The following is an 18759-nucleotide window of genomic DNA, read 5'->3' on the forward strand; positions in this document are numbered from 1 at the left end:
TCGGCACTCGTTCTGATGTCTTTGACCGTCGCCATCGTCGGCCGTCCCAATGTGGGCAAGTCGACGCTATTCAACCGTTTGATCCGCAAGCGTCTCGCCATCGTCGACGACACGCCTGGCGTCACGCGCGACCGGCGCTATGGCGAAGCGCATCTGGGCGATCTCAGCTTCACCGTGATCGACACGGCGGGTCTCGAGGACGCGGTCGATGACAGTCTCGAAGGCCGCATGCGCCAGCAGACCGAGGCGGCCATTGCCGAGGCCGACGTCACCTTGCTGGTCTTCGATGCCCGCGCCGGCATCACGCCGCTCGACGAGCATTTCGGCCGTATCATCCGCAAATCCAGGAAGCCCGTCATCCTCATCGCCAACAAGGCGGAAGGTCGCGCCGGCGGTGAGTCCGCGCAGGAAGGCTTTCGCTTAGGGTTGGGCACGCCGCTGCCGATCTCGGCTGAGCATGGCGAGGGCCTGGGCGAGCTTTACGACGCGCTTGAGCCCTTCGCCCTCAAGAAAGCCGGCGAGAAATCGGGGGCGCATCTCGACGCCGATCTCGAGGAAGTGGCCCCGCTCGACCTCGAAGAGGATAGCGGCGAGGATGATCTGGTCGAAGCGCCGCCGGCGCCAAAGCACCTGCAGATGGCCATCGTCGGCCGCCCCAATGTGGGGAAGTCGACCCTGGTCAACGCCCTCCTCGGCGAAGACCGCCTGCTGACCGGGCCTGAAGCCGGCATCACCCGCGATTCCATCGCCATCGACTGGTCGTGGAAAGGCCAGGCGATCCGCCTCATCGACACCGCGGGTCTCCGCCGCCACTCGCGCGTCACCGAAAAGCTCGAGCGCCTGTCCGGCGCCGATACCCGGCGCGCCATCCAATACGCCCATGTCGTCGTGCTCGTCCTCGATGGCAACGACATGCTGGAGAAACAGGACCTCACCATCGCCCGCCAGGTGGTGGAAGAAGGCCGCGCCCTCATCATCGCCGCCAACAAATGGGATGCGGTCGAGGACAAGAACGCCGCGATCAAGAAGCTGCATGAGCGCATCGACTGGTCCCTGCCCCAGGCCAAGGGCATTCCCGTCATCACCATGAGCGCCATGACCGAACGCGGCCTCGACAAGCTGATGCAGGCGGTGCTCGATATCTACGAAACCTGGAACAAGCGCGTCTCGACCGCCAAGCTCAACCGTTGGCTGGCGGAAGTGACGGCGCAGCATCCGCCGCCCTTGGTCAGCGGCCGCCGCATCAAGATCCGCTACATGACGCAGATCAAGACCCGGCCGCCCACCTTCGCCATCTTCGCCTCGAAAGCGGACGATCTGCCGGAAAGCTACCACCGCTATCTGGTAAAGAGCTTGCGCGACGTCTTCGGCCTGCCGGGAACGCCCATCCGCATCGTCATGCGGCGCACGGACAATCCGTATGATAGCGAGCGGGATTAAGCCGGCTTGTCCGCCCGCAACCGTCTATTCTTGCGCCAAAGATAAGCTGCAATGCCAACAAACGCGGTTGCGATCCAGACGACCGAGAACACGGCGATGCTTCCAAGTTGGCCCGTCCAGGCCGAGGCTCCGACGAGTCCCAGACTGAAATAGGCTTGCGGGAAGGCAATCGCGCCTGAACAGAAATATGCCCTGGTGTCCAAGCGTCGCGCGAGGACCATTCCGCCGACAAAATTTGTCAGCAGGCATATCGCCGTATATGCGAAAAATGACTGCGTGACTTTCAAAGCCGCGTAGCCCAACAGCGGCCCTGAGAGACAGAGCAATACCCCCAGGATAACGCCAAAGGCCATACGCATTAGCTCACCGCGCCCCGCCGCCATCCATGACGATGGTCTGGCCGGTGATATAGGGGGCGCCGGCCAGCAGATAGAAGATCGTCTCGGCATAATCCGCGGGGGTTCCCGGGCGCTTCAAGGGCAGCTTGGCGACATAGTCCTTGAGCTGCGCCGGATCGAATTTGCAATCCCAGCCGGAACCGTCGACCACATTGGGGGCGATGGCGTTGACGCGCACCTCCGGCCCCATGGCGTAGGACCATTCGGTGGTGAGCAGGATGATGGCGGCCTTGGTCGAGGCATAGACGCTCGACGAACCGCCATAGCCGAGGCCGGCGGTGGAAGCGACGTTGACGACGGCGCCGCGCGTCTTCTTCAGATGCGGTGCCGCGGCCTTCAAACAGCGATAGGGGCCGATCTGGTTGATGTTGACCAGCTTGCTCCAGAAGGCCTCATCCATGCGCGCGAAATCATTGACCGGAATGGGTGCCGCCGTGCCGGGCGTGCCGGCATTGTTGACCAGGTAATCCAGCCGCCCGAAATGCGCCACGGCCGCCGTGACCGCCGCGTCCATATCCGCCTGGCTGGAAACATCGCCAGGAAAGGCCGCGACGTCGTGGCCAGCAGCGCGCAGCCGCTCCACTTCGGCAGCAAGGCGCGGATTGCCGGCGAGGTCGTTGATCGCGACCCGGGCCTTGTTGGCGACAAGGCGCTCGACGGTCGCAAGACCGATGCCCGAGGCACCGCCCGTGACGAAGGCCACCTTGCCGGAAAGATCGGCGCTGATCATGAAAATCCCCCGCGAAAAACAGAATGGCCCCAGTGGTAGCCGGGACGGTTTTCGCCTGTCAAATCAGGCGCGGTCCAGCCCCTGCCACAGATTGACGGCGAAGCAGATGATGCCGATGACCGTGACGATCGAGAAGATCCCCGCGATCGGCCCGCCGACGGCTTCATTGCCGCCATGGATCAGCGCCACGCCGACCAGCATCAATGGGGCGCCGATATTGTGCAGCCAGAAATGCGCCATGGCGAGGCGCGTGGTCGCCAGCGCCGGCTTCAGCAGATAGAGGCAGCCGATGATTGCCAGGCTCACCCAGCCCAGCAGATTGAGATGGGTGTGCACGGCAACCTGTTCGAAATTCTCGGTGGCACCCATATAGGCGCCGAGGCAGACGGCCAGAACGAAATAGCAGGCGGCGATCTTCAGCAGGCGGTGAGCCATTCTTTCCCCCTTGGATTGAAGCATGAAAAGAAGATGCGGCGTCGCGCTCCTGCCCTCCCCGGCAGCAAGCGCGCTCGCATCGACAATGACACAGTTCGTTGCCGGACGAAGCATTGATCGCCGGTTTCGTCCTAGAAATGCCGGACATCCAGCAAGGAGCCTGACATGGCCGTCACCGTCTTCATCCGTTACCAGATCGATCCCTTCCAGCGCGATGCCTTCCGCGCCTATGCGGAAAATTGGGGCCGCATCATTCCGGCCTGCGGCGGGCATCTCATCGGCTATTTCCTGCCCCATGAAGGGACCAACGACATTGCCTGGGGCCTCATATCGTTTCCCGACCTTACATCTTATGAGGCCTATCGGGCGCGGCTGCGCAGCGATGCCGATGGCCGCGCCAATTTCGCGCTAGCCCAGGAAAAGCGTTTCATCCTGCGCGAGGAGCGGACATTCTTGGAACCGATTGCCGGCACAAGCGAACAGGCCCCAAGGAGCACTGCCCCATGATCGCCGTCATCTTTGAAGTTGAACCCGTGGCCGCCCACCGCGATGCCTATCTCGACATTGCCGCCAAGCTGAAGCCGGAGCTGGAAAAAATCGACGGCTTCATCTCGGTCGAACGATTCCAGAGCATCACCAATCCGGGCAAAATGCTGTCACTCTCCTTCTTCCGCGACGAGGAAGCGGTCAAGCAATGGCGCAATCTTGAGGTTCACCGCCGTGCCCAGGAAGCCGGCCGCGGCGGGCTCTTTGCCGGCTACCGGCTGCGCGTGGCCTCAGTCCTGCGCGACTATGGCCTCGATGAGCGCGCGCAGGCGCCCGGCGACAGCGTGGTGGTGCACGGCTAGAGGCGCCTGCCGCCCGATTGTGGGGCCGGTCGATTGTGGGGCCGGTCGATTGTGGGACGGGTGCCGCCGGCCCTATACTGAAGCCCATGCGGCCCCAGTCCAAGATCCTGCCCCTCATCCGCCACGAGCGCGCCATGCACCGGCCGGCTTCGGGTGCGGTCACGCGCTCGATCGCGCAGCGAGCGGGGATCGGTGCCACCGGCCATGTCATCCAGCGCCGCGACGTGCTTCTGGCCCATCTCGTCATCGACCAGCCGGTTTTGATCGTCATCCAGCGCGGGCAGAAGGTGCTCGCCAAGGATGGGGGCGAGACCAGGCTCAACCCCGGCGACGCGGTGGCGATCGCCGGCGGCACCGTCTATGACGTCATCAACCGGCCGGATCCAGATGGCATCTATGAAGCGCATTGGCTGGCCATGGCGCCGGACCTCATCGACCGCTTCGCCGCCGCCAGCACGAGTTCCGTGATAACCGGTCATCTCGCCTTGCGGAATCTGCCGGCCGACTTCCGCGATGCTTTCGACCGGGCGGCCGCGGGCATTGCCGCCACGAATCTTCCCGACCTCGTCGCCGCCCAGCGCGTCCAGGAGATGCTGGCCTGGATCGACCATGGCGGCGCGCATCTGGCCAATCTCAATGCGCCGAATACGACCCATCGCCTGCGCGCCTTGCTGGCCGGCGCCCCGGCGAAGGACTGGACAGCCCCGGAGATCGCCAGGGCGCTCGGCATGAGCGAGGCCACCTTGCGCCGGCGCCTTGCCGACGAGAAGACATCGCTCACCGCCGAACTCACCGATCTCAGGATGTCCTTGGCCCTCACCTTGCTGCAGGTGACCGACAAGGCCGTGGGCGAGATCGCCCATGACGTGGGCTATGAGAGCCCGTCGCGCTTTGCCTCGCGCTTTCGGGCTCGTTTCGGCTTCAGCCCCAGCGATATCCGCACAGCGGATTGAGCGTTTCGGCCCCAGCGATATCCGCACGGCGGATTGAGCGTTTCGGCCCCAGCGATATCCGCACGGCGGATTGAGCGTTTCGGCACAGTCTTTGAGCGCTGCCGCAGCGCAGGCTCGGCACTGACCTGGAAAACTCTCCTTGCTCAACAAGGAGAGAGATCATGCGCACCTTATTTTCCCTCACCGCCTTCCTCGCTTTGGCGACACCTGCCTTGGCCGACGGCTTCACCCTCGACAGCCCCGATCTCGTCGACGGCCGGCTGCCGGCGAAATTCGCCTTGAGCGAGAAATTCGGTTTCGGCTGCAAAGGCGGCAATCTCTCGCCGGCTCTTACCTGGCAGGGGGCGCCGGAAGGCACCATGAGCTTCGTGCTCACGATCCACGACAAGGATGCCCCCACGGGTATCGGCTGGATGCATTGGGTTGTCGTCAACATCCCGGTCGATGCCGCCGAATTGGCAACCGGCGCCAGCGGCGATGCCGCGAAGCTGCCGGCGGGTGCGCTCGAAACACGCAGCGATCTGGGATCACCCGGCTATATGGGGCCCTGCCCGCCGGAAGGAGAGAGCCACGCCTATGTCTTCACGCTGACGGCGCTCAAGGTGGCGAAGCTGCCGCTCGACGCCAATGCGACACCGGCCCTGGTCGGTTTCTTTGCCAAGGCCAATGCACTGGGTGAAGCCAGCCTCACGGTCACGCAAGGGCGGGAGTGACTTGCTGGACTAGTGCTTGTGCCCGCACCCGCCGCTGCCGCAGCTATGGCCGCTGGCTGCGGGTGACTGGGCAGCGGGTGCCTTCACCGCGCGCGGGTCGCGGCTCAAGCCATGTTGGGCGAGGGCGTCGAGATAGCCCTGCCAGATCCGGTCCTTGTCGCGGCCCATGTCATAGAGATAGCGCCACGAGTAAATGCCGGTATCGTGCATGTCGTCGAATTCGATGCGGATGGCGTAATGGCCGACCGGCTCGACCTTCATGATGCCGACATGGCGCCGGCCCGGCACGATGGTCTTCTGTCCCGGCCCATGGCCCTGAACTTCCGCTGAGGGGCTTTCAACGCGCAGTAATTCGGCCGGATACTGGAAGGTCTTGCCGTCGTCGAATTCGATCTCGAGCAGCTTCTCGGCCTGACGGTGGCGGATTTCGACCGGCCAATGCTCGGTGCCGAGGGTATCGCTCATTCGTCCATCTCCAACGGCCGCGCCTCGTCGACCAGCATGATCGGAATGCCGTCGCGGATCGGATAGGCAAGGCCCGCGGCCTTGCTGATCAATTCCTGCTTCTGCCGATCATAGACGAGCGGCGTCTTGCTGATCGGGCAGACCAGGATTTCCAAGAGCTTGGGGTCGATGAGGATGTCGTTGTCGCCCATGTCCGGCCGTCCTTCTCAATGCAGCCGGTGTTCGCCGCCGGAAGCGGTGGCGCCGTGCACCTCGAACATCGCCGTCATCATCTCGACCACGGCATCGAGGTCCGCACATTCCAGCAGCGATTGCTTTTCTTCCGGCTCCAGCGGCGACATCTGCGCCATGGCGACGACCAGTTCGTCATCGGCCACTTCTTCGATGCCCTTCCAGTCGAGCCGCGCTTGGCGCGTCTTCAGGTATTCCTGCAGCACCGCCAGGAAGCGCGGCCGATCGGCCAATTGGAATTCATGCTCGGCCATGTCATGGGCGAACTTCTGGAAGTCCGGCACCACGCGGCGATAGCCGCCCTTGGCCAGCGGCAGTTCTTCCTTGATGCGGAAGCGGATGAGGCCGGAGAGGATAAGCTGATAGCGCCCGTCCGGCGTCTCCTCGAAGGAGACGATGCGGCCGGCGCAACCCACCTGATGTACCGCCGGCACGAAATCCGATTGCAGGTTCCGGTCGGCATTGGCGTCGATCGGCTGCACCATGCCGATGAGACGCTGCGGCGTCATCAATGCCGCGCGCACCATGGCAAGATAGCGCGGCTCGAAAATGTTGAGCGGCAGGCGCCCGCCCGGCAGCAGCAGCGCATTGGTCAGCGGAAAGATCGGCATCTCCGCCGGCAAATCCGCGTAACCCGGGTCGAAGGGGCCAAGATGGCTGGGGCCGGAACGCATGGAACCTTGCCTCTTCAAATGATCACGAGAACAGCAGCGACGACAGCCGCCGGCGCGCGCTGAGCGTCAGCGGGTCCGTCGGGCCCAGCGCCTCGAAGAAGGTGACGAGCTGCTTCCTGGCCGCTTCCTCATTATGGGCGCGGTTGATGCGGATGCTGTCCAGCAGCTGGTCGACCGCTCCTTCCTTGTCGCCGGTGGCGAACAAGGCCTGGGCAAGCTCGATACGCGCTTCGTGATCCTTCGGATTGGCGTCGATGCGGGCACGCAAGGCATCGGTCTGTCCGGCGGCCTTCTGCCCGGCCTGCACGACGTCGAGCTGCGCCTTGGCGGCGGCGATCGCCGGGTCACCCAGCTTGTCCTTGGGGGTCCGGCCCAGGAATTCCGCCGCCTGCTCCAGTTCGCCCAGAGCGATGAGGCAGCGCACGATGCCGCCGATCGCCTTCACATTCTCCGGCTCATGTTCGAGGATCTGGCCGAAAATCTCGGCGGCGGTCGCATGATCGCCCGCTTCATGGGCGGCTTCGGCATGTTCCAGCGCCTCGTCGATGGGCGAGGCGCCCGCTTCGCCGCCGCCGAGCTTGGCAAGGCGCGCCACGAAAGCCTTCAACTGCCCTTCCGGCTGCGCGCCCTGGAAGGCGTCGACCGGACGGCCCTGGAAGAAGGCGAAGACCGCCGGGATCGACTGGATGCGCAGCTGCCCGGCCAAGGCCTGGTTCTCGTCGACATTGACCTTGACCATGCGCACGGCACCGCGCGCTTCCTTGACGACCTTTTCCAGCACCGGCCCCAGCTGCTTGCAGGGGCCGCACCAGGGTGCCCAGAAATCGACAATGACCGGCACCTCCATCGAGGCGTCGATGACGTCCGCCTTGAAAGTCTGCTGGCTGCTGTCCTTGACCAAATCGGCCGCGGCCGGCCCGCCGGCCAGGTTGGCCCCGATCAGATTGTCCATTCCGCGCTACTCCTGATAAATCCGGATTTGGCCCTATAGATGGGCTTTTCCGGCGTCTGAATCAACCTTTGCCGCAAGTCCCCGTTCCCTGTCGGGACAAGGGGTTATGTGCATGCGGGGGGCTTATGCGCAAGCGAGGGGGGTTATGCGAAATCCACCAGCTGCGGCTTGTGCTCCTCCGCCTCGAGGAATTTGAGGAGGTCCTGAGGTGCGATCGCCGTGGTCTTGAAATTGACCAGCGGGTGGGCGTTGATCGGGTTGCAGTCCAGCAGATGCCGGTCCAGCACCATTTTTACCTTCCGGCCCTTGTCATTGATGACCGCAAACGGCGTCACCGCCCCCGGAATGACCCCCAGATAGGTCATCAGCCGGTCGGCCGAACCGAAGGAAAGCTTGGCATTGCCGCCGGTTTCGCCGGTCAGCTTCTCACCCAGCGCCTTCAAATCGACGCGGCGGTTTTCCTCGACCGTCACCAGCCACATCTCTTCCCGTTTGTTGCGCAGGAACAGGTTCTTGATATGCCCGCCGCTCATGTCGCGGCTCACCTGCTGGCTTTCCTCGACCGTGAAGACTGGCACATGGTCCGTGGTCTTCGTGGTAATGCCAAGTTCCGAGAGCCGCGCCAGCAGCTGGTCGGGGCTGGTCGGCAGCTTGGCCTGGGCTTCCAGGGCTGCGGTGTGATCGGTGGCGGTATCGGCGGACATGGGCGAAGTACCTTCGTTAACAAAACTGCCGCCGGATATAGCCGGGGAAGGCCGCCGGAGACAATCGAAAGCCCGGGGGACACCCGGAAAATCGCCCCGAGGCACCCGATTCCCGTGCCGCCGGCCGGAAGCGAAATCGGCCTAACCCCTTGCCAAAAAAACAGAATAAGCCCACTTGCAAATGCGGCGCCGATGCGTATGATGCGCCGCGCTCGTGAGGCCAAGGCCATACGGGCGCTGCCAAACGGAGTGCGGGCGTAGCTCAGGGGTAGAGCACAACCTTGCCAAGGTTGGGGTCGAGGGTTCGAATCCCTTCGCCCGCTCCAGTTTGGCCTTTCACGAGAAGACGCGATGCGAAAAACGGCCCCAGCGGGCCGTTTTTGCGTTTTGGTCCCCTACTTCTTCACCACGTTGTTCTGCCCCTTCTCGATCATGTCCATGACGAAGAGCTTCACCGGGTCGGGGCCGATATTGGCGCCTTTGTGCCATTGGCCCACGGCTTCGGCGATGACGTCGCCGGGGTGGAAGATGACGGCCTTGCCGGTTTCCGTGTTCGTGACCTGCAGCGTGCCCGCGAGCACATAGGCGTAGCGCGGATATGGGTGCTTGTGTTCGGGCAGGCTGGCGCCGGGGGCGATTTCATAAGTTGCGGTGACGATCTCGGCATTCTGCTGCGGCCATTGGATGGGCTGGCCGCTCACCGTGCTGTCGGTGGTGAGAAGCGGCGTCACCACCACCGGGGGCTTCGCGTCCTCGGCCAAGGCCGGCGCCGCCGCCAGCAACACGACCAGATACAGCCAGAATTTCCGCATGCTCATTCTCCTCATCTCACGCATCATTATTTGATTTTGTAGCAGCGGTCCGGTTCCGGTCCGTCATTGCCGGCGAAGTAGAAGGCGAGTTCTTCGCGCGTCACCGACATGCGCCCCATTTCCATGAAGAAGGGAATGCCGAGCACACGCTCGCCCACTTCGACCGTGTGTTCGGGATCGTAGGCGAGTGTCGCACCCTGGCCATTGAGCCGGTAGCGGCCGAGGATCAGTTTGGGCAGGCGGAAAAGTGTTTCCCGTTCGGCGAAGATGCCTTCGACGGTGATGCGTTCAGGACCGCGATTGGTGTAGTCGCCGCCATCGGCCGTGCGCCGTTTCAGTTCGACCTTGGCCCTGGCATCCAGTTCCTGCCGGTCCTCGACGCCGATATCGGTGACGCCGAAGAGCACGGCATCGATCGGCATGGTGCCTTGGCCAGCACCTTGCGCCGCCACGGCCTGGTCGAGGAAGCTGTCGATCTCGCCCTCAATACCGGGAACGTCTACGCAATCGGCGTCGGCGTATGCACCCGCGGTGAGCCCGCACTGCAACGCCAGGGTCATTGCCGCGGCGGATATCAAAGCCTTCACCCCAATCATGACAGCCTCCTTTCCGCAAGCAGCCGATTTTTCCACGATGCCGCGGAACATTGTTCGGCACGGTGAAGCAGATCACAAAACGAAACCGAAGCGAAGAAAGACCGAGATTATAGCTTCTTGACCTAAATCAAGGACCTCGCGCCCGGTCGGTCTAACCTTAGCTCAGATTTTAGTCATCATCATGAGTGAAGGACGCGTAGCATGATTCGTGAAGTCGAAGGCGACATCCTGTTGAGCAAAGCCCAGGTCGTGGCGCATGGCGTGGCGCCGGGCGATCATTTCGACAGCGGCTTGGCCCTCGCCTTGCGCGAGCGTTGGCCCGCCATGGTCAAGGACTTTCGCCATTATTGCCAGAGCAGCCATCCGAAGGCAGGCGAGGTCTGGTATTGGGGCGGCGCCGAAGGCCCGGCCATCGTCAACATGATGGTGCAGGAAGCGGCCTATGGCCATGGCGAAAAGCCGGGCAAGGCGACGCTGGAAAATGTGCATCACGCCCTCAAGGAGCTGGCCAAGCTGATCGCCAAGGAAGGCATCAAGAGCATCGCCTTGCCGCGCCTGGCGACCGGTGTCGGCGGCCTGGATTGGAGCGACGTGAAGCTGCTGGTGGAAAAGCATCTGGGCAGCCTGGACATCCCCGTCTTTGTCTACACCGTCTATCACAAGAACGTGGCGGCGATGGAAGCGGGCCTGGCCGAGAAGGGCCGCGCCGGCGCCAGTGCTGTTCAGGCCTGAGACGGGATCCGACCCGATGAGCCAACTCAAGACCATCCGGCTGGAACTCGGCCGCACCAAGGATCACCCCGAGGGTGATCCGGGTTGCGGTTATGAATTCACGGCACCGCTGACCGCCGAGGGCCATCTCGACGCCGAGGCGTTCAAGCAGCACAAGACCGATTGCAAGGTGCGGCGTTTCTGGACCGGCGAGAAATACGAACAGGGCGCGCTCAAGCACCTTGGCAAGGACCGCTGGGTCTTCTCCTATGCGCCCGGCACCGAGGATGACGAGCCGGCTTTCAAATTCGACAAGCACCGCTTCGCGCTTGGCGAATATGTCTCGATCACGGAACATGACGGTGTCACGCGGCCGTTCAAGGTGGTGTCGCTGCGCTGATGCGAAAATGCCGGCCGGCCCGGGATGATCCCGGGCCGCTGAGCCGGCCGGGAGGAACGGCCATGCTGACCTTCGACGATTGCCAGGCCCTATGCGGCGTCAGCAAGGGCGTCGTCGCGGCGATCGCCGAGCATGAGCACATTCCCCAGATGGCCGCCGCCGAGATGGCCAATTACCTCTGCGAGAACGAAGCCGGCGAGCGCTGTATCCGCCGCTATATCCTCGACGACATCGCCAAGGCCGAAGGGCGCGGCGACACGAAGCACGCCGCTGTCCTGCGCGCGGTGTTCTGCCATTTCGTTGAAACGCATCCGCGCGCCGCGCGCGACCAATAGCCCCCACCTAGAGAGTTAAGCCCGGCGATAGACGTAATCGCCGATGCGCAGGGTGTTGCCGGTGATCTCGCCGGTCAGCACGAAATCGAAATCATCGATGAAGCGGATGCGGGTGCCTTGGCAGGAATAGCGGCCGCTATAGATGCCCTGGCGCTGGCCCTGTGTCTTGCTGTAGCGGCCGTCGTTGCTGAGCGACAGGCGCGTCTGCCCGTTGGTCTCGTTGATCCAGTCGCCGCGCGGTTCGACCGGCAGACGGCTGGCGGCTTCGGCGTCGAAGATCGGGCGGGCTTCTTGGGGAATGGGCAGGAAATCCATGATCGTTGCCTCCATTTGAACGGCAATTGGTGGCCGCGGCCGAGCGCCGCTGTCTGGACGTGAAGATGCGGGATAAAGGCCCGCGGGTGGTAGACCAGAACTGTCTTCTTCTTGCCTAATCCTCCAGACTCCTCAAATGTCACTTTCCCGGAGGACGTCGACGCCTATATGCTTTTCCTGACCGCACCCCGCTTACCCACTGATTATCTGCGGATTTCCTGAGTTTGAGAGGATTTGGACAATGGATCGGCAAGCCGAATTCGCTGCACTGATTGATCAATACACCAAGGGCGAAGGGGTGCAGGAGACCGCCCTGCCGCGCGTCGCCCTGTTCAAGCTCAGCCAGCCTTCCGAGCCGATGCACGGTGTGCACGAGCCCGCCTTGTGCATCCTCGCCCAGGGACGCAAGCAGGTGATCGTCGGCGGCAACATCTATTTCTATGACGCCAGCCAGTATCTGGTGGTCTCGGTCGACGTGCCGGTGGTGGGCCAGGTGGTGGATGCGACGCCGGAAAATCCCTATCTCAGCTTCCGCCTCAACCTCGACCCCGCGCTCATCAGCGAACTGATCCTCGAGGCCGGCCTCGCGGAGAATACAGGCCGCGACACGCCGGGCGCCGGCCTCTCGGTCAGCCGGGTAACACCCGAACTGCTCGATGCAGTGATGCGCCTGCTGCGCCTCCTCGACAATCCACGCGACCTCGCTGTCCTCGGGCCCTTGGCCGAGCGCGAGATCCTCTACCGGCTGCTGCAGGGGCCGGATGCCGCGCGCCTCCGCCAGATCGCCCAGGCCGACAGCAACCTGCGGCGCGTCACCCGCGCCATCAGCTGGATCAAGCAGCATTTCTCCGAACCCTTCAGCATCGAGACGCTGGCAGCGGAAGCACGCATGAGCGCCTCGGCGCTGCATCATCATTTCAAGCAGGTGACGGCGATGAGCCCGCTCCAGTACCAGAAGCAGCTGCGCCTGCAGGAAGCGCGGCGCCTGATCCTCATCCAAGGCTCCGATGCCGCCAGCGCCGGCCATCAGGTGGGCTACGAATCGCCCTCGCAATTCAGCCGCGAATACAGCCGCCTGTTCGGCGCCCCGCCCTTGCGCGACGCCAACCGGCTGAAGGCGTCGCCGGAAATGCTGCTGTCGGCCTAGCGGCTGAGATCGTCGAGGCGCTGCAGCACTTCTTCCGACGCCTTCTCGACGGCCTCGATCTCGCGCAGCGCCTTGTCGAGTTCACCGGCGGCAAAGAGTGTCGCCGCGTTTTTGCCGTGCTGATGAACGGCCGCATGCGGGGCCTCCAGGGCACGGAAATCGGCGCGGTCCCGGAAATCGGCAGATGCGTCGCTATAGTACCACTTGCCCAGCCGGCAGGATCTGTGGTCGCTTAATTCCTCGGCGCGCAATTTCGTGCGGCCGACCGACATGTCGACCAGCCGCTTCTTCCAGATGACATGGTCCGCCTTGGCGAGGCGCGTGATCTTGTGCGGGAAGGAACATTGCGCCAGATGCTGCAATTGCCCGCCGAGCTGCATCTGATTGCTGTCGATGACTTCGGATAGATGCGTGACCTCGCTGACATTGACGCCGGCCAGTTCGGCGATGCCGGTGATACCGCGTGATACCTCGTCGATGGCGGCATTCTGTTCCGCCAGGATGCCGGCGATCTCTTCCATCTTGCCACTCACCGTCACCGTGCGCGCGCCGGCCTCATCGATCTTCGCCGCCAGGTCGCTCATTTCGCTGGTGCCGGTCGTAACCGCCGCGGCACCGCTCGACATCGCCTCGACGATCCGCGCCATCTCGCTGCGCAGCCGACCGATGCGCGCCTTGATGTCTTCGGTGGCCTGGCTGGTCTGCTTCGATAGATTCTTCACTTCGGTCGCCACCACGGCAAAGCCCTTGCCGTATTCCCCGGCCCGCGCCGCTTCGATGGTGGCGTTGAGCGCCAATAGGTTGGTCTGGCTGGCAATGGCCTCGATGGTACCGACGATCGATCCGATCTCCTCGGATGCCGCACTGAGATCGGTCACTTTGCTGGTCGCGTCCTGCACCGAGGCGGCGATGCCCTCCATCGTCCCGGTGACCCGGCGCACGGCGCTGACGCCGGCCTCGACGATGCTGCGCATGGCGGCGGCTTCATCGGCAGCGGCGTGGCTGGTTTCGCTGATGGCCTTGACCGAGGCCACCATTTCGGTCGAGGCGCTGGCGAGGACCTGGGTACGATCCGATGTGTTTCGAGCGGCGGCGATCATGCGCGCGCTGCGGATCGCTGCCTCATTGCTGTTGATGGTGAGGGCCACATTGGCGTCGAGATCGCGCGAGGCCTGCGCCTGTAGCGCGGCGGCCAGTGCGCGCACGGCCTCGGCCAGGTCGCGGGCGGCAGGATTGCTGGTGAGAGCGCCGCGGCAGGTGAGATCCTTCTCAAAATCGCCGGCCGCGAGATCGCGCAGGCATTGGGCGAGCGCCCGGTGAAAACCTTCTATCTCGGCCATGGCTGGCATCGGCGCCTCCGCCGATCGCAAGGCACCGCTATTCTTTCCCCGACCGAAACCGAACATTGCAATCCCACAATTTGATTAATGTTTTACGTTTTATCGACGATGCCGATTAAGCAATGGTAAAGAGGTACAGGGGATTGGCATCATTGACGAATTTGGACCCTACCCATGCTTGACCTCACCCGCATCCGCGCCGAGACGCCGGCCACTGCCCGCCGCGCCTATCTTCACAATGCCGGCGCCGCGCTGACGCCGGCGCCCATCGTCAAGGCCATGAAGGATTATCTCGACCTCGAGGCCGAGATCGGCGGCTATGCGGCGGCGGCCCAGGAGGCCCAGCAGCTGGACGGCGTTTATGCGTCCGTGGCCCGCCTTCTCAACGCGGCGCCCGACGAGATCGCGCTGGTCGAGAATGCGACGGTCGCCTGGCAGATGGCCTTCTACGGCCTGGCCCTCACCTTCAAGCCCGGCGACCGCATCCTCACCGCGGAAGCGGAATATGGCGCCAATTACGTGGCCTTCCTGCAGATCATGCGCCGCAGCGGCATCATCATCGACGTGGTGCCCTCCGGCCCCAACGGCCTGCTCGATGTCGGTGCGCTCGAAGGCATGATCGACGGGCGCGTCAAGCTCATCGCCATCACCTGGGTCCCGACCAATGGCGGCCTCACCAATCCCGCCGCCGCCATCGGTCGGGTGGCGCGCGCGCACGGCATCCCTTATCTCCTCGACGGCTGCCAGGCGGTGGGACAGATGGCGGTCGATGTCGAAGCGCTCGGCTGCGACATGTTCTCGGCCACGGGGCGCAAGTTCCTGCGCGGACCGCGCGGCAGCGGCTTCCTTTATATGCGCCGGGCGCTGATGCAAAAGCTGGAGCCGCCCATGATCGACCATTTCGCCGCCGAATGGGTGGCGCGCGACCGCTATGAGCTGCGCCCCGATGCGCGGCGCTTCGAGAATTGGGAGAACAATTACGCAGCGCGCCTCGGCCTCGGCCTCGCAGTCGATTATGCGCTGGCGATCGGCCTGGACGTCATCGAGGCGCGCTGCCGCCAATTGGCCGCGCGCCTGCGCGACGGCCTTAGCGCCTTGCAGCATGTCACCTTGCGCGATCTGGGTCCCAACCCCTCCGCCATCGTCAGCTTCACTCATGAGAGGGTGGCAGCGGCGGACATTGTCAAACAGGCCGCCGCCAGGAATATCAACATCGGCGCCTCTGATCCCGCCAGCACGCGGATCGATGCCGAACGGCGCAAACTGCCCATGCTGGTCCGCGCCAGCCCGCATTACTACAACAGCGAGGATGATGTGGACCGGCTGCTGGCGCTCTGCGCGGAGCTTGCTTAACTCTGATAGCCGGCGCCACCGAAGGCTGCTTCGGCGCGCCGTACCCGCGTGCCCAATTCCTGATAGAGTTCCATGAACGTGTCATGGTCCGGCAGCGCACCCTTGCGCACCATGATGTTTTCCTTGTCGGTGCGGATGCGGAAATATTGATGGCGGCCGGCACCGCCCATTTTCAGCCACAGGATATCGCGATAGGGGATGGTCACTTCCGTCGCCGTCAGGATATGGCGCGGCAAGGTCATCGCGCGCGGCCGCAGCACGACGGCCCGTTCGGTGGTCATGCCGAGATAAAGCGAGATGATGGCGGATACGACCAGACCGATGGAGAGGATGCCAAGGGCTGCCCAGAAGACCCGCGCCTGCAGCACGTCGAGATGGATGAAACCGAAGAGCCTCAAACCTTTTTCGCCGAAGAGCGCCTGATGAAAGCCGCCATAGCCGGCCACGCTGAAGAGCAGCAGGCCGAGCACCAGGCGATACGTCTTCAGTCCATAGGGATAGCGCCAGTTCTCGAGATCCATGGGAAAGCGCGCTCCTCGGCTTGTGGTTGGTCTACGCGCAAGAAGAGCAATGAATTCTCAACAAATGGTTAAACGCGCATCGGCTCAGGGTGCCTTCCGATGCAGCCACCAGCCGGTCTCGCTGAGGGAGAAGATCGGCAGGTAGTGCCGCACCGAATTGGCCGGAACCACCGTCTTTATCTGGTTGTCCAGCAGCAAGGGTGTATCGCCTTCATAGACGATAAGGACCGCATGGCCGACATCGAGGTTGAGATCGCGCAAGGCCAGCACGCGCATGTCCTCGGGCGGAATGCCCAGCGCCTTCAGGGCCATGAACTTGGCGATGGCGTAATCCTCGCAATCGCCGTCCATCTTGAGAAACTGATAGGGTGTCGCCCAATAATCCTCGACGCCCCAATTCTTCATGTCGACGATATAGCGCTCCGAATTGAAGAAGCGGTTGACCTCCTTGATCTGGGTCATGCGATCCTTGCCCTGCAGTTCCGCGAGCAGGTCTGGCCAGCCATCGGTCGTGCATTGGTCGGAATCGCAGGGCGCCGCGTTGTGCCAGCGCGCCAGCATGTCGCCCCATTTGGGGAATTTCTTGATGCCCTTATTGGCGAATTCCTTGGAATTGAAGATCGGCGGATAGACGCGTGCCTCGGCCGCTGCCGGCAGCAGCAGGACTGCGATCAGGATGAGGGCCAGCAGGCGCTTCATTCCGCGGCCGCTCGCTTGGCATTGCCGGCCAGCGCCTTAAGTTTATGCCCGACCGCGACGATGGCCTCGATCGCCGGCACCAGTTCGCGCCCCAGCGGCGTCAGTTCGTAATCGACCGAAGGCGGCGCGGTCGGGCGCGCCACCCGCATCACCACGCCCTTGGCTTCGAGATCGCGCAGCCGGGCGCTCAGCATCTTGGGCGAAATCGGCGGCATGTCGCGCCTGAGCTCGCCGAAGCGGCGCGGGCCGCCGCTGAGATGCCAGACCACATTGGCCGTCCATGCCCCACCCAGCAGCGCCATGCATTCGCCCACCGCGCAACGCGGTGGCAGCGGTGCGGCGTCGCTCCTGCGCTGTTTCAAGGCCATGCCGTCTCTCCGGTTACCGCGCGGTTACCGGAAAATGAGATCCGGACCGGTGCCGCAGTATACATCGGTTACCATATCCCCCTAAGCTCGGCCCCAGCAAGCCCAACCCTGTCGGAGACGTCGCATGGACCCGCGCTACCAGGAAATCGTTGCCGCTTTGGAAATCTATTTCGACGGCCTCTATCATTCCGACACCAAGCGCCTCGCTCGCGTGTTCCACCCCCAGGCGATCTATGCCTGCGCCACCGAAGGGACACTGACCTACCACACGATGGCGAGCTACTTTCCCGTCGTCGATGCGCGCCCCGCACCTGCCGGCCGCAACGAAATACGCGCCGACCGCATCGTCTCGATTCAATTCGCCGGACCGGTCACCGCCATCGCCACGGTCAATTGCGCCATCGGCCCGAAGGCCTTCACCGATCTCCTCACCTTCGTCAAGCTCGACGGGCGCTGGCAGATCATGGCGAAGGTTTTTCATTTCGATCTGACACCCGAAGCCGCCTAAGGAGTAGCCCGCCATGTGGCCCGACCGCCGCCTTCTCGACCTCTTCCATATCGAGCATCCGATCCTGCAGGCACCGATGGCAGGACCGTGTTACGCCGACATGGCCGTCGCCGTCGCCGAAGCAGGCGGCCTCGGGTCGCTCCCCACGGCGACCTTCACGCCCGACCAGATGCGCGCACAGCTGCAGATCATCCGCCAGCAGACGGCAAAGCCCATCAACGTCAATTTCTTCTGCCATCATGAGCCGGTCGTTGACGAGACGCGTGAGACGGCATGGCGCCGGCGCCTCAAACCTTTCTACGAGGAGTTCGGGGTCGATCCCGCCGCCCCCATTCCCGCCAGCAACCGCGCCCCGTTCAACGACGAACTCTGCCGCCTGGTCGAGGCGTTCAAGCCGGAAGTGGTGAGCTTCCATTTCGGCCTGCCGGAACAGGCCTTGCTGATGCGCGTGCGGGCGACGGGGGCGAAGATCATTTCCTCCGCCACCTCGGTCGACGAGGCGGTGTGGCTGGAGCGAAACGGCGCCGACGCGATCATCGCGCAAGGGGCCGAGGCCGGTGGCCATCGCGGCATCTTCCTGGAGAACGCCCTGGGTCACGATCCGCTCGACATTGCCGGCACCCAGGCCGGCACCATGGCCCTGGTGCCGCAGGTGGTCGATGCGGTGAAGGTGCCGGTCATCGCTGCCGGCGGCATCGCCGATGCGCGCGGCATTGCCGCCTCTTTCGCCTTGGGGGCCGCCGGTGTCCAGCTGGGCACCGCCTATCTCTTCACGCCCGAAGCCCGCATCACGCCGATGCACCGCGCCGCCTTGCATCAGGCCAAGGACAACCTGACGGCCCTCACCAACATCTTCACCGGCCGGCCCGCCCGTGGCCTCGTCAACCGCGTGATGCGCGAACTTGGCCCCATCACCCGCGACGCCCCTGCCTTCCCGCTGGCCGGCGGCGCGCTCGCTCCCGTGAAAGCCAAGGCAGAGGCGCAAAGTTCCGGCGATTTCAGCTCGCTCTGGGCAGGCCAGGCGGCTAGTCTCGGTCAAGCCCTGCCGGCCGGCGACCTCACCCGGAAACTCGCCGCCGGAGCCCTGGAACTGCTCTCGCGAAAATGAGGA

At 63.8% G+C, this 18759-nt stretch carries 27 protein-coding genes and 1 tRNA gene; 13 read left to right on the plus strand and 15 right to left on the minus strand.

Annotated elements, in window-relative coordinates; all coding sequences use genetic code 11:
- The first annotated feature begins 15 nt into the window (after positions 1–15).
- Entirely contained in the window at positions 16–1440 is a 1425-nt protein-coding gene (der, locus tag ACE3OA_RS08465) for a ribosome biogenesis GTPase Der (RefSeq protein WP_374309957.1), read from the plus strand.
- Here the strand turns inward: der and ACE3OA_RS08470 are convergent.
- The 3 genes from ACE3OA_RS08470 to ACE3OA_RS08480 all read right to left on the minus strand — a co-directional run bounded on the left by ACE3OA_RS08470 (position 1437) and on the right by ACE3OA_RS08480 (position 3003).
- Positions 1437–1793 carry a hypothetical protein gene (locus ACE3OA_RS08470; RefSeq protein WP_374309959.1) on the minus strand — a complete coding sequence of 119 codons (357 nt, stop codon included), beginning with the start codon at positions 1791–1793 and terminating at the stop codon, positions 1437–1439. The two genes, der and ACE3OA_RS08470, sit on opposite strands and share 4 nt — an antisense overlap.
- 10 nt (positions 1794–1803) lie before the next feature.
- A complete protein-coding gene (locus ACE3OA_RS08475; RefSeq protein ID WP_374309961.1) occupies positions 1804–2568 on the minus strand; it encodes an SDR family NAD(P)-dependent oxidoreductase in 765 nt (254 codons plus the stop codon).
- Between the two features lie 63 nt (positions 2569–2631).
- Positions 2632–3003, minus strand: a complete 372-nt coding sequence (locus tag ACE3OA_RS08480) for a cytochrome-c oxidase (RefSeq protein WP_374309963.1) — start codon at positions 3001–3003, stop codon at positions 2632–2634.
- Positions 3004–3168: 165 nt separating this feature from the next.
- Between ACE3OA_RS08480 and ACE3OA_RS08485 the strand changes: the two genes are divergently transcribed.
- The 4 genes from ACE3OA_RS08485 (at position 3169) to ACE3OA_RS08500 (ending at position 5517) form a co-directional block, all read left to right on the plus strand.
- Positions 3169–3510, plus strand: coding sequence for an NIPSNAP family protein (locus tag ACE3OA_RS08485; protein ID WP_374309965.1), 342 nt, complete (start codon positions 3169–3171; stop codon positions 3508–3510).
- Positions 3507–3851, plus strand: coding sequence for an antibiotic biosynthesis monooxygenase (locus ACE3OA_RS08490; protein WP_374309967.1), 345 nt, complete (start codon positions 3507–3509; stop codon positions 3849–3851). The genes ACE3OA_RS08485 and ACE3OA_RS08490 overlap by 4 nt, the downstream gene beginning before the upstream one ends.
- Before the next feature lie 86 nt (positions 3852–3937).
- Complete coding sequence (locus tag ACE3OA_RS08495) at positions 3938–4804, plus strand: AraC family transcriptional regulator (RefSeq protein ID WP_374309969.1); 867 nt, start codon at positions 3938–3940, stop codon at positions 4802–4804.
- Between the two features lie 161 nt (positions 4805–4965).
- Positions 4966–5517 (plus strand): YbhB/YbcL family Raf kinase inhibitor-like protein, encoded by a 552-nt coding sequence (locus tag ACE3OA_RS08500; protein ID WP_374309971.1) that lies wholly within the window; start codon positions 4966–4968, stop codon positions 5515–5517.
- Between the two features lie 9 nt (positions 5518–5526).
- Here the strand turns inward: ACE3OA_RS08500 and ACE3OA_RS08505 are convergent, their stop codons facing one another.
- The 5 genes from ACE3OA_RS08505 to ACE3OA_RS08525 form a co-directional block, all read right to left on the minus strand.
- Positions 5527–5982, minus strand: a complete 456-nt coding sequence (locus ACE3OA_RS08505) for a gamma-butyrobetaine hydroxylase-like domain-containing protein (protein ID WP_374309973.1) — start codon at positions 5980–5982, stop codon at positions 5527–5529.
- Positions 5979–6173: a Trm112 family protein gene (locus ACE3OA_RS08510; protein WP_374309975.1), complete on the minus strand. Its 195-nt coding sequence runs from the start codon at positions 6171–6173 to the stop codon at positions 5979–5981. Before ACE3OA_RS08510 ends, ACE3OA_RS08505 begins: the two co-directional genes overlap by 4 nt.
- Before the next feature lie 15 nt (positions 6174–6188).
- Complete coding sequence (locus ACE3OA_RS08515) at positions 6189–6887, minus strand: LON peptidase substrate-binding domain-containing protein (RefSeq protein ID WP_374309977.1); 699 nt, start codon at positions 6885–6887, stop codon at positions 6189–6191.
- Between the two features lie 22 nt (positions 6888–6909).
- Entirely contained in the window at positions 6910–7839 is a 930-nt protein-coding gene (gene trxA / locus ACE3OA_RS08520) for a thioredoxin (RefSeq protein ID WP_374309979.1), read from the minus strand.
- Between the two features lie 143 nt (positions 7840–7982).
- Positions 7983–8543, minus strand: coding sequence for a prolyl-tRNA synthetase associated domain-containing protein (locus tag ACE3OA_RS08525; protein ID WP_374309981.1), 561 nt, complete (start codon positions 8541–8543; stop codon positions 7983–7985).
- 251 nt (positions 8544–8794) lie between these two features.
- On the opposite strand from ACE3OA_RS08525, the gene ACE3OA_RS08530 reads away from it, so the two are divergent.
- Positions 8795–8869: transfer RNA gene (locus tag ACE3OA_RS08530), tRNA-Gly, on the plus strand.
- A 69-nt stretch (positions 8870–8938) separates the two neighbouring features.
- Here the strand turns inward: ACE3OA_RS08530 and ACE3OA_RS08535 are convergent.
- Together ACE3OA_RS08535 and ACE3OA_RS08540 are read right to left on the minus strand one after the other, a co-directional pair.
- Positions 8939–9361: a cupin domain-containing protein gene (locus tag ACE3OA_RS08535; protein ID WP_374309983.1), complete on the minus strand. Its 423-nt coding sequence runs from the start codon at positions 9359–9361 to the stop codon at positions 8939–8941.
- Between the two features lie 20 nt (positions 9362–9381).
- Positions 9382–9951 (minus strand): hypothetical protein, encoded by a 570-nt coding sequence (locus ACE3OA_RS08540; RefSeq protein ID WP_374309985.1) that lies wholly within the window; start codon positions 9949–9951, stop codon positions 9382–9384.
- Between the two features lie 201 nt (positions 9952–10152).
- Here ACE3OA_RS08540 and ACE3OA_RS08545 point away from each other — a divergent pair, with 201 nt between their 5' ends.
- The 3 genes from ACE3OA_RS08545 (at position 10153) to ACE3OA_RS08555 (ending at position 11397) form a co-directional block, all read left to right on the plus strand.
- A complete protein-coding gene (locus ACE3OA_RS08545; protein WP_374309987.1) occupies positions 10153–10683 on the plus strand; it encodes a macro domain-containing protein in 531 nt (176 codons plus the stop codon).
- Between the two features lie 16 nt (positions 10684–10699).
- Positions 10700–11062, plus strand: a complete 363-nt coding sequence (locus ACE3OA_RS08550) for a hypothetical protein (RefSeq protein ID WP_374309989.1) — start codon at positions 10700–10702, stop codon at positions 11060–11062.
- A gap of 62 nt (positions 11063–11124) precedes the next feature.
- Complete coding sequence (locus ACE3OA_RS08555) at positions 11125–11397, plus strand: hypothetical protein (RefSeq protein ID WP_374309991.1); 273 nt, start codon at positions 11125–11127, stop codon at positions 11395–11397.
- A gap of 15 nt (positions 11398–11412) precedes the next feature.
- Here ACE3OA_RS08555 and ACE3OA_RS08560 read toward each other — a convergent pair whose 3' ends face one another.
- Positions 11413–11712, minus strand: a complete 300-nt coding sequence (locus tag ACE3OA_RS08560; RefSeq protein ID WP_374309993.1) for an Atu4866 domain-containing protein — start codon at positions 11710–11712, stop codon at positions 11413–11415.
- A gap of 241 nt (positions 11713–11953) precedes the next feature.
- On the opposite strand from ACE3OA_RS08560, the gene ACE3OA_RS08565 reads away from it, so the two are divergent.
- A complete protein-coding gene (locus tag ACE3OA_RS08565; RefSeq protein WP_374309995.1) occupies positions 11954–12859 on the plus strand; it encodes an AraC family transcriptional regulator N-terminal domain-containing protein in 906 nt (301 codons plus the stop codon).
- Here the strand turns inward: ACE3OA_RS08565 and ACE3OA_RS08570 are convergent.
- Positions 12856–14208, minus strand: coding sequence for a methyl-accepting chemotaxis protein (locus ACE3OA_RS08570; RefSeq protein WP_374309997.1), 1353 nt, complete (start codon positions 14206–14208; stop codon positions 12856–12858). The two genes, ACE3OA_RS08565 and ACE3OA_RS08570, sit on opposite strands and share 4 nt — an antisense overlap.
- A gap of 165 nt (positions 14209–14373) precedes the next feature.
- On the opposite strand from ACE3OA_RS08570, the gene ACE3OA_RS08575 reads away from it, so the two are divergent.
- On the plus strand, positions 14374–15552 hold the full coding sequence (locus tag ACE3OA_RS08575) for an aminotransferase class V-fold PLP-dependent enzyme (RefSeq protein ID WP_374309999.1): 1179 nt from the start codon (positions 14374–14376) through the stop codon (positions 15550–15552).
- Here the strand turns inward: ACE3OA_RS08575 and ACE3OA_RS08580 are convergent.
- From ACE3OA_RS08580 to ACE3OA_RS08590, 3 genes are all read right to left on the minus strand, one after another.
- Positions 15549–16073 (minus strand): hypothetical protein, encoded by a 525-nt coding sequence (locus ACE3OA_RS08580; RefSeq protein ID WP_374310001.1) that lies wholly within the window; start codon positions 16071–16073, stop codon positions 15549–15551. The two genes, ACE3OA_RS08575 and ACE3OA_RS08580, sit on opposite strands and share 4 nt — an antisense overlap.
- Before the next feature lie 84 nt (positions 16074–16157).
- Positions 16158–16772 carry a transglutaminase-like cysteine peptidase gene (locus ACE3OA_RS08585; protein ID WP_374310003.1) on the minus strand — a complete coding sequence of 205 codons (615 nt, stop codon included), beginning with the start codon at positions 16770–16772 and terminating at the stop codon, positions 16158–16160.
- Positions 16769–17140 carry a winged helix-turn-helix transcriptional regulator gene (locus tag ACE3OA_RS08590; protein WP_374310005.1) on the minus strand — a complete coding sequence of 124 codons (372 nt, stop codon included), beginning with the start codon at positions 17138–17140 and terminating at the stop codon, positions 16769–16771. Before ACE3OA_RS08590 ends, ACE3OA_RS08585 begins: the two co-directional genes overlap by 4 nt.
- 124 nt (positions 17141–17264) lie before the next feature.
- Here ACE3OA_RS08590 and ACE3OA_RS08595 point away from each other — a divergent pair, with 124 nt between their 5' ends.
- Together ACE3OA_RS08595 and ACE3OA_RS08600 are read left to right on the plus strand one after the other, a co-directional pair.
- Entirely contained in the window at positions 17265–17648 is a 384-nt protein-coding gene (locus tag ACE3OA_RS08595) for a nuclear transport factor 2 family protein (protein WP_374310007.1), read from the plus strand.
- A 13-nt stretch (positions 17649–17661) separates the two neighbouring features.
- Entirely contained in the window at positions 17662–18756 is a 1095-nt protein-coding gene (locus tag ACE3OA_RS08600; RefSeq protein ID WP_374310009.1) for an NAD(P)H-dependent flavin oxidoreductase, read from the plus strand.
- The last annotated feature ends 3 nt before the right edge of the window (positions 18757–18759 follow it).

This window comes from Dongia sp., assembly GCF_041906375.1.
Lineage (GTDB): Bacteria > Pseudomonadota > Alphaproteobacteria > Dongiales > Dongiaceae > Dongia.